This window comes from Kribbella sp. CA-253562, from assembly GCF_050942265.1.
Taxonomy (GTDB): domain Bacteria; phylum Actinomycetota; class Actinomycetes; order Propionibacteriales; family Kribbellaceae; genus Kribbella.
In genome coordinates this window covers 5,076,832-5,090,490 of record NZ_CP192049.1, presented here as the reverse complement: position 1 = coordinate 5,090,490, position 13,659 = coordinate 5,076,832, and the positions used below count along the sequence as shown (strand labels likewise).

12 protein-coding genes are annotated in these 13,659 nt (G+C 68.5%); 9 read left to right on the top strand and 3 right to left on the bottom strand.

The annotated features are described in order from the left end of the window. Nucleotides 1-127 precede the first annotated feature (127 nt). Nucleotides 128-871 carry a GAF and ANTAR domain-containing protein gene (locus ACQPXM_RS24005; protein ID WP_432936923.1) on the top strand — a complete coding sequence of 248 codons (744 nt, stop codon included), beginning with the start codon at nucleotides 128-130 and terminating at the stop codon, nucleotides 869-871. A gap of 66 nt (nucleotides 872-937) precedes the next feature. Continuing rightward, complete coding sequence (locus ACQPXM_RS24000) at nucleotides 938-1,570, top strand: DUF2461 family protein (protein ID WP_432936921.1); 633 nt, start codon at nucleotides 938-940, stop codon at nucleotides 1,568-1,570. Here ACQPXM_RS24000 and ACQPXM_RS23995 read toward each other — a convergent pair. Then, complete coding sequence (locus ACQPXM_RS23995) at nucleotides 1,565-2,227, bottom strand: DUF4386 family protein (protein WP_432936919.1); 663 nt, start codon at nucleotides 2,225-2,227, stop codon at nucleotides 1,565-1,567. The two genes, ACQPXM_RS24000 and ACQPXM_RS23995, sit on opposite strands and share 6 nt — an antisense overlap. 135 nt (nucleotides 2,228-2,362) lie before the next feature. Here ACQPXM_RS23995 and ACQPXM_RS23990 point away from each other — a divergent pair, with 135 nt between their 5' ends. Beyond that, a complete protein-coding gene (locus ACQPXM_RS23990) occupies nucleotides 2,363-4,252 on the top strand; it encodes a histidine kinase (RefSeq protein WP_432936917.1) in 1,890 nt (629 codons plus the stop codon). Further along, nucleotides 4,243-4,887 (top strand): response regulator transcription factor, encoded by a 645-nt coding sequence (locus ACQPXM_RS23985; RefSeq protein ID WP_432936915.1) that lies wholly within the window; start codon nucleotides 4,243-4,245, stop codon nucleotides 4,885-4,887. The genes ACQPXM_RS23990 and ACQPXM_RS23985 overlap by 10 nt, the downstream gene beginning before the upstream one ends. A gap of 28 nt (nucleotides 4,888-4,915) precedes the next feature. On the opposite strand, the gene ACQPXM_RS23980 is transcribed toward ACQPXM_RS23985, so the two are convergent. Both ACQPXM_RS23980 and ACQPXM_RS23975 read right to left on the bottom strand, forming a co-directional pair. Continuing rightward, the gene (locus ACQPXM_RS23980) at nucleotides 4,916-5,554 is read right to left on the bottom strand and encodes a hypothetical protein (protein WP_432936913.1); all 639 of its coding nucleotides are present in this window, start codon (nucleotides 5,552-5,554) and stop codon (nucleotides 4,916-4,918) included. A gap of 203 nt (nucleotides 5,555-5,757) precedes the next feature. Further along, nucleotides 5,758-8,406 carry a hypothetical protein gene (locus tag ACQPXM_RS23975; protein WP_432936910.1) on the bottom strand — a complete coding sequence of 883 codons (2,649 nt, stop codon included), beginning with the start codon at nucleotides 8,404-8,406 and terminating at the stop codon, nucleotides 5,758-5,760. On the opposite strand from ACQPXM_RS23975, the gene ACQPXM_RS23970 reads away from it, so the two are divergent. The 5 genes from ACQPXM_RS23970 (at nucleotide 8,405) to ACQPXM_RS23950 (ending at nucleotide 13,657) form a co-directional block, all read left to right on the top strand. After that, the gene (locus ACQPXM_RS23970; protein ID WP_432936908.1) at nucleotides 8,405-9,559 is read left to right on the top strand and encodes a zinc-dependent alcohol dehydrogenase; all 1,155 of its coding nucleotides are present in this window, start codon (nucleotides 8,405-8,407) and stop codon (nucleotides 9,557-9,559) included. The two genes, ACQPXM_RS23975 and ACQPXM_RS23970, sit on opposite strands and share 2 nt — an antisense overlap. Further along, a complete protein-coding gene (locus ACQPXM_RS23965) occupies nucleotides 9,556-10,317 on the top strand; it encodes an SDR family oxidoreductase (protein ID WP_432936905.1) in 762 nt (253 codons plus the stop codon). The genes ACQPXM_RS23970 and ACQPXM_RS23965 overlap by 4 nt, the downstream gene beginning before the upstream one ends. 118 nt (nucleotides 10,318-10,435) lie before the next feature. Then, nucleotides 10,436-11,809: an ABC transporter substrate-binding protein gene (locus ACQPXM_RS23960; protein WP_432936903.1), complete on the top strand. Its 1,374-nt coding sequence runs from the start codon at nucleotides 10,436-10,438 to the stop codon at nucleotides 11,807-11,809. Between the two features lies 1 nt (nucleotide 11,810). After that, nucleotides 11,811-12,752 (top strand): carbohydrate ABC transporter permease, encoded by a 942-nt coding sequence (locus ACQPXM_RS23955; RefSeq protein WP_432936901.1) that lies wholly within the window; start codon nucleotides 11,811-11,813, stop codon nucleotides 12,750-12,752. Between the two features lie 2 nt (nucleotides 12,753-12,754). Then, entirely contained in the window at nucleotides 12,755-13,657 is a 903-nt protein-coding gene (locus ACQPXM_RS23950) for a carbohydrate ABC transporter permease (protein ID WP_432936899.1), read from the top strand. The last annotated feature ends 2 nt before the right edge of the window (nucleotides 13,658-13,659 follow it).

The following is a 13,659-nucleotide window of genomic DNA, read 5'->3' as shown; positions in this document are numbered from 1 at the left end:
ACGCCCGAATGTCTGAGGCTGAACCACTATGACCGCTGGAACCGCTGCGATCAACCCCTGTCCGACAGGTGTCCAGCCCTGGACTGGACGGCCGCGCGGTGCTACGCAGGAGAGGTTGGGAGAGCTCGTGACCGATCGCCGCAGGTTGAGGAGTCTTGGGCCGGCACCTGAGCACGGTCAGGCCCGGCCGGACGAGCTCGCCCACGTGCTGAGCGAGTTGGCGCGGGAACTGCACCACGTCGACGATCCCGACGACGTACTGCGGGACGCGGTGGGAGCCGCGATGGATCTCGTGTCGGGGGCACAGGCCGGATCCGCGACGGTATTGGTCGGTGGCAGACATGTCGCCCACAAAGCCGAGTCGGGCGCCTTGCCGGCCCGGGTGGACGCGCTGATGTCGGAGGTCGGCGAAGGACCGTGTCTGGACGCTCTGTACCAGCGGCGCATCGTCCGGGTCGACGACATGCGCCAGGAGGATCGGTGGCCACGGTTCGCGCCGCGCGCGGCCGAGCTGGGAGCCCTGAGCATGCTGGCGTTCCCCTTGTTCGTGAAGGACGACAGCCTCTGCGCGCTCAACTTGTACGCCGACGAGCCCGGCGCGTTCACCGATGAGTCCGAGCACGTCGGCCGATTGCTGGCGGCCCAAGCGGCCGTCGCCTACTCGGGCGCGCAGCGGGCGGAGAATCTGCTGGCCGCCATCGAGACCCGCGACCTGATCGGCCAAGCGGTAGGCCTGCTGATGGAGCGCTACTCGATCACCGCCAACCGCGCCTTCGAGACGCTGGTCCGCTTCAGCCGCCAGACGAACCGCAAACTGCGCGACGTGGCCGCCGAACTCGTCCGTGACGCGGAGGCCGGTGCCCGTCGGTAGTCGCCTCGCCGCGGAGCGTTCTGGACTTTCCTCGGCGACCCGCAGTTCTCGCTAGGCTGAGCGATCATGACCGGCGTCTTCGAGGGGTGGCCGCGGGCGGCGTTCGATGTGCTGCTCCAGCTGGAAGGTGATCCTTCGGCGGAGGTCCGGCGGCGGTGCAGGCGCGACCGCGAGGACTTGGTCCGGCGGCCGATGATCGAGTTGCTCAACGTCGTGGCCGACGCGGACCCGCAGTACGAGGACTTCTCGGTTTGGGGCTACGGCGAGGTGCTGCTGCGGGCGTGGCAGCGGCAGCACGCGATCGTCCGGATGGCTCGCAACGTCGAGCTGGGAGTCCGGTTCGATCTCGACGGGCTGGAGGTCGGCGTGTCGTGGTGGTACGCGCCGTCGGCGCAGATCGAGCGGTACCGGTCCGCGGTGGCGGACCCCGGCTCCGGACCGAGGCTCGTCGCCATCCTTCGCAAGCTCGAGCGCGAGGGGTTCGAGGTCTCGGGTGATCAGCTGAAGCGGCCGCTCCGCGGGTATCCGGCCGACCACCCGCGGGCGACGCTCCTGCGGCACAAGTCCGTGATCGCGACCCGCCCGCTCGGCTGCGACGACTGGATCCACACGCCGGCCGCGGCCGACCGGGTGCTCACCGCCTTCGCCCAGCTCCAGCCGCTGACCCAGTGGCTGGTCAAGAACGTCTCACCGTCATGACGCTCGTCGCCCAGCCGGCTCACGTCCACGGGCCGGCCGGTCGTTCGGCAGCGTCGTCGCGGCGGCCACCCAGGCCAGGCCGATCAGAGCGAGGATCGCGCCGCCCAGGACGAACGACAGCAACGGGCCTGGGGCCGTGATCATGAGGCCCGCCCCGCCGAGGCCGGCGGTCACCGCTGCGGCGCGCGGAACCAGCCGGCTGCGGTAGAGCGCGACGGCCAGGACGACCGAGCCGACGGCGCCGATGATCAGAGCCAGGAAGAACACTCCGAAGACCGGAGCGCTGTTCACCCGGTCCAGCAGGGCAACGGTGGACTGCAGGTCCTGCTCCTGGGCGAGACGACCGACCAGGATGACGAACACCGAGTTCGTCCAGAGCCCGAAGGCCCCGACGATCGTGAGGGCGGCGCCGATCATCCCCCAGCGGGTCCTGACGATGCGGGCGAGCGCCAGCGCTGCTCCGACGTACAGGACGGCGCCGAGCAGTCCCAGCATCGCTCCGATGTCGTTGCGTGTGCCGGCGTCGGCCAGTGCGCCGAGATAGCGCGTGGTGTCGAGCTTGTCGGCTCGATCCTGGTACTGCGGCGTCATCAGTGCCCGGGCCGCCACTGCGACCAGGGGAGCGCTGACGAGGTAGCTGGCCATCGACGGCTTCATGGTGGTTCTCCTTCGAACGAGTTGGTCCCTCGACTCTGCGGCGCGGGGATGGCCCTGCACTTCGGGGCGACCCCGGGTCTTCGGGTCAGGGCCTGCCCCCAAGACGTGCGCGGGTTTCGGTGTCACCATCGAGCTGTGGAGAGGACCTCGAGTCGCTACTTCGCCGCAGCTGCCTGCGGATTGACCGCGGCGGTGGTTGCCGGCGTGGTGGTGCTCGACCGGCTGCTGGCCGGGGCCGGGCGCAACGATCTCGGGCTGTTCGGGGTGAATGACCTGTCGTTCGTCGTTGCCTTCGCCGGCGCGTCGGCGGTCGGGGCAGTACTCGCCTTCAAGCGGCCCTCCCATCCGGTGGGCTGGTTGTTCCTCGCCCTGGGCGGTTCCATCGCGCTCAGTGGGTTGCTGGAGGGATACGCCTCCTACGGCGGGCTCCGAGACTGGCCGGCGACAGAGCAGGTGTTCGCTCTCAGCGAGGAGCTGTTCATTCCCTGGTTCGTTCTGCTGGCGCTCATCTTGCAGCTCACCCCGACCGGCAGACCGCTGTGGCGGCGGGTCGCCGTCCTGACGGTTGCCGTCGGCACCTTGTGGTTCACGGCGTCGCTGCTCGACCTCGGGATCCCCGGTCAAGGGCTGCTCGGTGGGCTCACGGCGGCTGGACTGGTGGCGGGCGGGTTCTCGTTGCTGGTGAGGTTCCGGCGCTCGCGGGGCACGGAAGGACGTCAGTTGTTGTGGCTGGTCGTGGCAGTTGTGCCCCTGCCGGGATTTGTTGCCCTGGCCTTTTACGCCGCCGACGACCACCCGGTGCTGCTGGCGATCGCGACCAGCGGATTCGTCGTACTCATCCCGATCGCCGCCGGACTGTCGATCGTGAAGTACCACCTGTACGACGTCGAGCGCGTCCTCAGCCGAGCGGTCACCTACCTGCTCGTGTCCGGAGTGCTGGTCTTCGCGTTCGCGGTGGTGGTGATCGCGGCCGGCCGAGTCGTGGGTGGGCGTACCGACTCCGCGATACCGGCGGTACTGGGAACAGCGGTTGCTGTGGTTCTCGCGGGACCGGCGTACCGGTCGTTCCAGGAGTCGGTCGACCGGCGGTTCAACCGGCGCCGGTTCGACACGTTGCGGGTGGTGCGTGACTACGTCCGCGAGCCGACGTCCCAGGGGGTGGAGGAGGTGCTGCGTGGGGCGCTCGGCGATCCCGGTCTGCGAACGGCGTACTGGGTGGACGACCGGGAGCAGTGGGTGACGCAAGCCGGCCGGCCCGTCGACACCGAACCGGGCGATATCGAAGTACGACGGCTTGGGCGGGCGGTGGCCCGGATCGCCGTGAGTCCGGCGGTGGATCGCGAACTCGCCGAGGCGGCCTGCGCCGAAGCCCTGCCGGAGCTGGAGAACGCCGCGCTCCGGGCGGCGATCAGCCTTCAGTTGGTGGAGGTCCAGGAGTCCCGAGCGCGGATCGCGGCGGCCCAGCTCACCGAGCGGCGGCGGATCGAACGCGACCTGCACGACGGCGCTCAGCAGCGCCTGCTCGCCCTGGCGTTGAACCTTCGTGCGGCCCAGCTCAACGGGCGTGCGCTGCCCGAGGCTGTGGACCGGGCGATCGCCGAGCTCCAGGGCGCGGTCGGAGAACTCAGGGAACTGGCCAACGGGCTCCAGCCGGCCTTGCTGAGTGACGCAGGTCTTGGCGCCGCGATCGACGACCTGGCCACCCGGTTGCCGCTACCGGTCGAGGTGCACGCCATCGATCGGCGGTTCCCGGCGCCGGTCGAGACGACCGCCTGGTTCGTCGTCTGCGAGGCGATCACCAACGCGGTCAAGCACGCCGACGCCACCCGGGTCGACGTGGAGCTGACCTGCGCAGCGGGCGTTCTCGTCGTACAGGTGTGTGACGACGGGCGCGGTGGAGCCGACGCCGAAGGCAGCGGGCTGCGAGGGATCGCCGATCGGGCGGAGGCTCTTGGTGGCTCGCTCCGCGTGGCCGAGCGCACCGGTGGCGGGACGGTCGTGACGGGGGAGCTGCCGTGCGGGTAGTGATCGCGGACGACTCGGTCCTTCTGCGTGAAGGTCTGGCGCGGCTCCTGGGGGAGGCGGGAATCGAGACGTGCGCCATGGTCGGCGACGCCGAAGCGCTCGAGAAAGCGGTCGAGGTGCACCGGCCGGACGTGGTGCTGGTCGACATCCGGATGCCGCCGACGTACACGCACGAAGGGGCCCGCGCGGCGATCCATCTTCGCGAACGTGACGGGGGGCTCGGGATCCTGCTCCTGTCGCAGTCGCTGGAGAGCCGGTACGCCGCTGAGCTGGCGCGCGCCGCGCCGCGGGGCTTCGGGTACTTGCTTAAGGACCGCGTGGTGGACGTGGCGACGCTGGTCGACGCGGTGACGCGAGTGGCCGCGGGAGGAACGGTGCTCGATCCGGAGGTGGTCGGATACCTCCTCGGCAGACGGACCACCCGGGACCAGCTCGGCGTCCTGACCGAACGGGAACGGGACGTGCTGGGGCTGATGGCCCAGGGCCGCTCGAACGCCGCGATCTGTCGCCAACTGGTCCTCAACCCGAAGACCGTCGAGAGCCACATCGGCAGCATCCTCACCAAGCTGGACCTGCCGCCGCAGACCGACGACCATCGCCGGGTGCTGGCTGTGCTCGCTTGGCTGCAGCAGTGACGGCGGGCGACAGCGCGCGGGTCGGTTGTCAGTGCTGGTGTGGTCTGCGGTGGCGCCCAGCCAACAGTGAGCCCAGAGCGATGATGATGCTGACGGCTGCCAGTAGGCCCGCGGCGACGATCGTCCGGTGGGAGTCATCGGGCGCGACGGGGCCGGAGAGGCCGGCGTCCACGGCGGTTGGCACGGCCACCGGCGTCGAGGACTCGGCGGTTGTCGGTGCGGACGCGGTTGGCGTTGCAGACGGCGTACCGGTTGGCGGGGTGGCATGACACCGCACGCGCACCTCGGTCTGGGCCACGAAATCGCCGACGGCGTTCTGGACTCGCAACGAGTACGTGCGATCGGGAAGACCGCCGAAACCGATGCGTTCGGACCCGTGCGCGGGCGGCCGCACGACGTAGTCGTAGTGGACGTCGCCCCCTGAGATCGCGACCATGTACTCCTGCTCGGTCGAGTTCGGGTTGCGCAGCTTCGCCAAGACCCCGGCCTCGGATTCGTGGCACGCGACCCGCACGTTGCTGAGGACCGGTGGCCGGACCGGGGCGGCTTCCTGGGCCGACGCAGGCGTGCTTCCGACCAGGAACAAACCTGTCCCGACCGATGCGGTCAGGAGAAAGCCAAGCAAGGCCGGTCGATGCGCAGCCGGCGGCGAGTTCGAGCGCAGCACGGAGATCGGTAGACGGACGTTGACACGATGGATGGTGTGAAGAGATTTCACGATGCCCCCCTTAGGACACCTGTTCGATGCGCTGGGGGCCGTCAAGGTTGTGGATTCGGGGCTGCCAATGCCGGCTGTCGACCGCAGAGCGCAACCGCAGGCCTTCCGGTGGGGGAAGGCCTGCGGCTCGCTGGTCGTCGGGGACTCCTGGTCTAGCCGGTGAACACGACCTGGTCGAACTGGTTGATCGCCGACTGGGTCACGTCGTGCGAGGTGGAGAAGATGCCCGCGTCCTGCTGCGCCGTGGCCGAGGGCAGGGTGACCGGTGTGCCGATCGGGACGTAGTTGCGGCCGTCGTAGGAGTACGACGCGCTGAACGACGTACCGGAGCGGGCGAGTTTGACCCAGACCGGACGGAAGCTGTCGACGCTCGCGCGAGCGTCGCTGTCCAGGTAGCCGTCGCCGTTGGCGTCCCACTGGAAGACGACCCCATTGCGGGCGGTGGCCGCGACGACCGCGTAGCCGGCCGAGGCTGCCGCCTTCGTCATGTCGTTGCGGACCATGACTCCGGACTTGGTCCAGGCGTTGGCGTCGTTGACCGAGACGACCCGGGCGGAGACGCTCGCCTGCGGTGTGAACGAGCCGGCCCGGTAGATCGCGCCGAACTGGTCGTCGCGCTGACCGCCGGCGCCCCAGATGTCGGCGCCCGCGGCCGCGATCCCGAAGGCCCCGCCGCTCTGGCCGAAGTACGAGCTGACCGCTGAGGCCTTGGCGGTGGCGAACTCCGAGGCCACCGGCGCGTCGACCGAGCAGCCGGTGAAGCCGAACTGGTTCGCGTTGAGCGACGTCCGGTACCGCGGTGCGACACCGGCGGCGCAGATCACGTCCCGTGCGCCCGCGGGCCAGTTGGCGCCGCTGATCTTCACGTTGTTGATCAGCTTGTTGTTGTGGGCGGCGGCGTTGGGTGTGGAGGCGCCACCGGAGTTGTACCAGTTGTTCTGGATGACGTTGTCGCTGGTGTTGTTGCGCAGGCTGTAGGCGTTGGTGAACACGAACGAACCGCCCTGGACCACGTTGTTCTCGTAGGTCATCGAGCGCGACCCCTCGTCGAGGTACAGCCCGACGCCCGAGATGTTGAACAGGTAGTTCTTGCTGACCACGGAGCCGGGGCTGGCGGACAGGTTGTAGACCGATCCGCCGTCGGCGAACCGTGACTTCGTGTTGTGCACCAGGTTGCCCTCGACCCGGTTGTCCTTGAGCGTGGTCGGCGTGGTGTACAGGGGGTTCCACTTGTAGTAGCCGCGGTCGACGTAGTCGTTCGACCCGCCGGCGTCGTTGATGCCCCAGCCGTAGCCGGTGTCGATGCCGTCGTACGGGACGTTGGAGACCTCGTTGTGCAGGATCCTGGCGCCGGTGACGTAGGTGCTGAGGATGCCGCTGTTGTCCTTGTAGTCCACCGCCACCCGGTTGATCGTGTTGTTCTCGATCAGGATGTCGCGGTTGGTCATCCTCGGGTCGCTCGGGTGGTGCGCGTCGGGCAGTACGCCGCCGACCGCGACGCCGTGGCCGCTGGTCTCCAGGAACCGGTTGCCGACGACATCGATGTCGCTGGCTCCGAGCCCGATCCCGGTCAGGGTGGCGTTCGCGTCGTTGCCGATGCCCAGCGCCGACTGTCCGAGGTTGGCGAACGTGTTCTGGGTGAAGGAGATCCGGCTGGCGGCCGACACCTGCACCGCGGCAGGCTCCTGGAACCAGGTGGTCCGTGCCCGCTCGAACATCTCACAGCCGCGCGAGCAGCTCGTGAACGCGTCGGCGGGGCGGTAGTCGTAGGCGCCCTTGATGAACAGCCCGTTCTGCTGGACGGCGTACCCGTCGACGGAGGGGCCGAGCCACGACGTCCCGGAGAACTGGATGCCCTCGAAGGCGAGCCCGGTGACCGGTTCGTCGTACGTGCCGCCGATGCTGATCAGGGTCTGCAGCCGGGGGAGTTCGACCTCCAGCTGGTTCGGGTCGACGCCGTCGGCCGGCTTGTAGTAGAGCTTGCCACCGGCCGGGTCGATGTACCACTGACCGGCCTGGGTGAGGAAGCTGAGCGAGTTGTCGAGATACCAGCTCGGCCCGGCCAGGAACGAGTTCTGGACCGTGTCCCAGCCCCAGGTGTTGTTGTCCCAGGCCGGCTGCGTCATGGTGATCTCGGTCGCGCTGATGCTCTGGACCGGCGAGTACCGGTTGGTGAAGTCGCCCAGTGACTCGAACTCGATCCGGCGCTGGTCGGGCAGTGTCGCCAGGTAGCTGAGGGCGGGGTTCTTGATGGTCAGGCCGGTCGCCGTCGGCGTGACGTCGGCGTTGGCGAGGCGGATGGACGCGCGCGGCGCGATCACGCCGTTCACGTACAGCTGACGGGTGTCGAGGCCGGTCGGGGTGTCCGCCTCCCAGATGCCGCGGCCGACGCCGGACGGGGACCAGCCGGTGACCTTCGAGGCGCCCGTGACAACCGGGTGAGCGCCGGGCGCGGCAGTCCAGCGGACGGTGTGCTCGCCGCCGCCGTCCTCGGCCCCGAACCGGAGCGGGGCGGCGAGGCGGTAGTTGCCGTCGGCAAGTTGAACGGTCACGTCGCCGTGCTTCACGGCCGGCCTGACCACCCGCTGCGCACGCTCCAGCGAGCAGGGCTTCGCCTGGCTGCAGTGTCCGGAGTCCTTGCCGTCCGGCGCCGCGTAATAGACGGTCGCGGGCGCGGCCTGCGCGCCCAACGGGCTGAGCGCCGAGGCGATGACGGCGCCGGCACCGATCAGCGCGAGAACCGCCGTGCCGCGCCGTCGGCGCCGGCTCGTCGAGCGTCGCGATGCTGAGGTCAATCTCATGGTCGATCGCTTCCTGTCGTCGGGGCGTCGGAACAGAGTTAACATACGTATGATGTTTCCGACAATAGGTCGTGACATCGGTGTGGTTGCCCGGCCGGCTGCTGCGGCCGCGAATCGAGGAAGAGGTGGAGCGATGTTGGCGGTGAACTACCTGGGGGACCGCACCATGGCGGTCGAACAGCGCGAGCCGGCCGATCTACGCCCGGGAGAGGTGCGCATCGCGGTCGCGTACGTCGGCATCTGCGGGACCGATCTGCACGTGTGGCACGGTGACATGGACGGCCGCGTCAGCAGGCCGGCGACCATCGGGCACGAGATGTCGGGCACGATCGCCGCCCTGGGGCCCGGCGTCGACGGCTGGTCGATCGGCGACCCGGTGACCGTGATGCCGCTGGTGTGGGATGGCACCTGTCCGGCCTGCCGAGCCGGCAACGAGCACATCTGCCAGCACCTGGACTTCATCGGGATCGACAGCCCCGGGGCTCTCCAGCAGTACTGGAACGTCCCGGCGTCGACGCTGGTCAGGCTGCCGGCCGGGGTGTCGCTGCGCGACGCCGCGCTCGTGGAGCCGGTCGCGGTCGCGGTTCACGACGTACGCCGGTCGGAGCTCGGAAACGGCGACAAGGCCGTCGTCATCGGCGCCGGACCGATCGGCGTCCTGATCGCGACCGTCGCTGTCGCGTTCGGCGCCGACGTCGTGATCGCTGAGATCGACCCTGCGCGCAGGGCTGCCGCCGCTGAGTTCGGGCTCGCGACGCTGGATCCCACGGCCGTCGACCAGACCGCCTGGGTGGAGGAGTGGACCGGCGGAGCCGGCGCCGACGTGGTCTTCGAGGTGTCGGGTGCGGCTGCCGCTGTTCAGGCCGCCACCGGACTGGCCAAGGTCCGTGGAACGCTCGTCGTGGTGGCGATCCATCCGCAACCGCGCCCGGTCGATCTGCATCGTGTGTTCTGGCGGGAGCTGAGGATCCTCGGCGCGCGGGTCTACCAGCGGTCCGACTTCGAGCGCGCGGCCGAACTCGTTGCCGACGGCACGATTCCGGTGGAGCGACTCGTCACCCGCGTCGTGCCGCTGACGCAGATCCAGTCCGCGTTCGGTGTTCTCGAAGCAGGGCAGGCGATGAAGCTCCTCGTCGATCTGAACGCGTCATGAACCCGTTCGAGCTGACCGGGCGCCGCGCCGTGGTGACGGGCGCGAAGCGGGGGATCGGTTTCGCCGTCGCCGAGGCCCTGGCCGCCGCCGGTGCCGACATCGTCGGGGTGTCGGCCACTCTCGACCCCGAGTCGTCGCAGATCGCGGATCGCGTACGCCGGCTCGGTCGCGACTTCTCCGGGCATCGGGTGGACTTCGCAGATCGCGCGGCGGTGGTCGAGTTCGCCGAAGCGCTCGCGGCCGACGACCGTCCGGTGGACATCCTGGTCAACAACGCCGGCACCATCCGCCGCGCTCCCGCCGCGGAGCATCCGCTCGAGTGGTTCGACGAGGTGCTGGAGGTCGATCTGACCAGTACGTTCGTGCTCAGCCAGGTCCTCGGGCGGCGGATGCTGCAGGCCGGGTCCGGCCGGATCGTCTTCACGGCCTCGCTGCTGTCGTTCCAGGGCGGCATCAACGTGCCGGGCTATGCGGCCGCGAAGTCCGGGGTGGCAGGACTGATCCGGGCCCTGTCCAACGAATGGGCGGGCCGCGGCGTGACCGTGAACGGCATCGCCCCCGGCTACATCGCCACCGACAACACCCAGGCGCTGCAGGACGATCCCGATCGCTCCCGGGCGATCCTCGAGCGGATCCCGGCGGGCAGGTGGGGTACGGCGTCCGACATCGCGGGCGCTGCCGTGTTCCTGGCCTCGGATGCCGCCCGTTACGTCACCGGGACGATCCTGCCGGTCGACGGCGGGTGGCTCGGCCGATGAACTCCTCGATCTGGTCTGCCGCCGCCAGTGATGATAAAACGTCATACGTATGCTCTGTGGTCTGGAGCTGACCTTCACCTCCGCGTCGTCACCGGAGTCGACAAGACAAGGACATCTCATGGTCGCAATCCCCACGGCGGTTCGTTTCCGTCGTCGGTCGGTGGTGCCCGTCGCCGGGCTCTGCGCCGCAACCGCACTGCTGGGCCTGGCCGGATGCGGCAGCAGCACGAGTACCGACAGCGGCTCGTACGGCTTTCCCGAAGCCAAGCAGGACACCTCGTCGACCATCACGGTCTGGGTGGACGCCGACCGGCAAGCCGCGGCGAAGGCCTTCCAGAAGGCGAATCCGGACACCAAGGTCGAGGTCGTCGCCTACGACGGCTCGGCCAACGGGTCCAATTCGTTCCGCACGAAGATGCAGCTGTTCGACCGGGCCGGTGACGGCTGGCCCGACGTCGTGTTCTCCACGCAGAACAACGACGCGGCGTGGGCCAGTCAGAAGAGCGGGGGCAAGCAGGCCTTCGCCGCTGTGCTGAACAAGGGGCTGGTCCCCGACGACACGTTGTCGAAGTTCACCGAGGGATCGCTCAACCCCTGCACCGTGGACGGCCAGGTTTACTGCCTGCGCAACGACCTCGCGCAGGCCGTGCTCTGGTACAACAAGAAGTTGATGGATCAGTTCGGCTATGCCGTTCCGACCACCTGGGAGGAGTACCAGGCGCTGGGGGAGAAGGTCGCCAAGGAGCACCCCGGCTACATCATCGGCACCGCCGGCGACGCGTGGACCCCTGAAGTCTTCCTGTGGGCGAGCAAGTGCCAGGCCAACGACGTCACCGGTCCGAAGTCGGTCACGGTGAAGACCGACACCAACGAGTGCAAGCGGTCGGCGTCGATGCTCGACACGCTGCGCGAGAACGGAACCGTGCCCGTCGTCAGTGTCTTCACCCCGGAGTTCGTCAAGAAGTACTCCGGCAAGGTGCTGATGATGCCCGGACCGGCCTGGTACGCCGGCGCGATCTTCAACAACCCGCAGTCCCTGAACGTGCCGGCCGGCCAGCTCGGCGTCGCCGCGCCGCTGCCCTGGAAGGGAGACGACCAGGCGGTCACCGGCAACGTGGGTGGGGGGACCTGGTTCGTCTCCAGTCACTCCAAGAACCTCGCGGCCGCCCAGAAGTTCGTGCAGTTCGTCACGACCGCCGACGACTACCAGGTCAACGTCGCGCCGGGCTATCCGGCCTACGCGCCGGCCGCCGACAAGTGGGTGGCCAAGCAGGAGTCCAGCAAGTACTTCGCGACCTCGCTGAAGCCGGTGGCGACCGCCGCGTCGCAGGTGTGGGACGGCTGGGGCTACGGCATCTTCAGCCAGGAAGCGATCTGGGCGAAGACGATGACCACGGCGGTCACCGGCGGCAAGACGATCGTCGAGCTGCTGCCGACGTGGCAGCAGGCGATCGAGAACCAGGCCAAGGTCAACGGATACTCGGTGAACTGAGATGACCATCGCTCCACCGACCGATCGGCTGGTCGTCGGCGCCTCCGAGCGCCGGGGACCAGCCCGGGGCAACGGCCGCGCCCCCGGTCACACCCGGATCGGCTACCTGTTCGTCTCGCTCTACGCACTGCTCGCGCTGGCGTTCGGCGTCGTTCCTTCGCTGTACGCCGTCCAGTTGGCCTTCACCGACGTCGACGGCGGTTTCGCCGGCATCGACAACTTCACGAAGGTCGTCGGCGACTTCAGGTTCTGGCCGGCCGTACTGCACGTCACCTTGTACCTCGTGATCTGGCTCGTCGCGCTCGTCGTCCTCGTCGTGGTGCTGGCACTGCTCGTCCACGCCGTACGCCTGCGCTGGGCGAGCACGGCTCTGCGCTTCGTCTTCTATCTGCCCGGCGCTCTCGCCGGCGCGTCCAGTGTTCTGCTCTGGCTGTTCGTACTCGATCCCACCGCGAGCCCGGTCAGCGGACTGCTGCGAGCGTTCGGGTTCGACAGTTTCGTCGCGGTCATCCAGCCGGGCAATCTGCCGGCGATCTTCGCGATCATCGCGTTCTGGACCGGGGCCGGCGGCTGGATCGTGATCATGTACGGCGCGCTGAACAACATCAGCACGGAGGTGATCGAGGCGGCCCAGGTCGACGGTGCGAGCGCCGTACAGATCGCACTGCGGATCCAGCTGCCGATGCTGCGCAAGTGGATCGCCTACATGGGAGTGATGTCGCTGGCCGCGGGCACCCAACTGTTCGTCGAACCGCAGTTGCTCAGCCAGGCCAGCAACGCGGTGGTTCCCAACGACTATTCGCTGAACCAGCTCGCCTACCAGTACGCGTTCCAGCAGAACGACTTCAACGGCGCCGCCGCGATCTCCCTCATCCTGCTGGTCGTCGCGCTGCTGCTGTCGTGGGTGTTCGTGACCCGCGGCGGCCTTTTCGAGAAGGAATGAGTATGCCGGCCCTGTCTGTCGAACGCCGCCACGCGAACCTCCGGGGCTGGAGCGGACGGTCCGTCGCGGGCGTCCTGCTGACCCTGTGCGTCTTCTTCTTCGCCGTCCCGGTGGTCTGGCTGCTGCTCGCGGTCACCAAGTCCGCCAAGGCGCTGACCGTCTCGAACCCGTTCTCCGTGGGGTCGTGGCACGACCTCGTCGCCAACTGGAACCAGCTGTTCGCCTTCCAGGACGGCGCGGTCACGACCTGGATCGCGAACTCCGCCGTCTATGCGGTGGGCGCACTGGTGATCACCCTGGTGGTGGGAATCCCCGCCGGCTACGCGCTCGCGCTCACCGAGTTCAAGCTGCGCAGGGCGCTGCTGGTACTGACGCTGGTCGTCATGCTCATTCCCAACACCGCACTGGTGCTGCCGATCTTCCTGGAGCTGAACAGCGTCGGCCTGATCGGGAGTCCGCTGTCGGTGATCCTGCCGATGTCGTTCTTTCCCTTCGGCGTCTACCTCACCTACATCTACTTCTCCACGAGCATCCCGCGTGATCTGCTCGCGGCGGCCCGCATCGACGGCTGCACCGAGTTCCAGGTGTTCTCCCGGATCGCGCTTCCGCTGGCCGCGCCGATCGTCGCCCTGGTCGCGTTCTTCAGCTTCGTGCAGAACTGGAACAACTTCTTCCTGCCGTTCGTGATGCTGCCTTCCAGCGACGGCTACCCCATCCAGGTCGGACTCACCTCGCTCCTGGCCGCGACGCCCGCGTTCAATCCCAGCTCGGCGGGATCGGAGTCCATCCAGTTGCCCACGCTCGCGTTGGCGACGATCGTCTCGATTCTGCCGGTGCTGATCGTTTTCCTGTTCTCCCAACGATTCCTGGTCTCGGGAATGACGGCGGGGGGAACCAAGGAATGACC

Excerpts from the sequence above, each read along its gene's own strand:
- ACQPXM_RS23965 (WP_432936905.1), top strand. The coding sequence starts at position 9,556 with ATGAACCCGTTCGAGCTGACCGGGCGCCGCGCCGTGGTGACGGGCGCG.
- ACQPXM_RS23960 (WP_432936903.1), top strand. The coding sequence starts at position 10,436 with ATGGTCGCAATCCCCACGGCGGTTCGTTTCCGTCGTCGGTCGGTGGTG.
- ACQPXM_RS23970 (WP_432936908.1), top strand. The coding sequence starts at position 8,405 with ATGGTCGATCGCTTCCTGTCGTCGGGGCGTCGGAACAGAGTTAACATA.
- ACQPXM_RS23975 (WP_432936910.1), bottom strand. The coding sequence starts at position 8,406 with ATGAGATTGACCTCAGCATCGCGACGCTCGACGAGCCGGCGCCGACGG.
- ACQPXM_RS23995 (WP_432936919.1), bottom strand. The coding sequence starts at position 2,227 with ATGAAGCCGTCGATGGCCAGCTACCTCGTCAGCGCTCCCCTGGTCGCA.
- ACQPXM_RS24000 (WP_432936921.1), top strand. The coding sequence starts at position 938 with ATGACCGGCGTCTTCGAGGGGTGGCCGCGGGCGGCGTTCGATGTGCTG.
- ACQPXM_RS23950 (WP_432936899.1), top strand. The coding sequence starts at position 12,755 with ATGCCGGCCCTGTCTGTCGAACGCCGCCACGCGAACCTCCGGGGCTGG.
- ACQPXM_RS23955 (WP_432936901.1), top strand. The coding sequence starts at position 11,811 with ATGACCATCGCTCCACCGACCGATCGGCTGGTCGTCGGCGCCTCCGAG.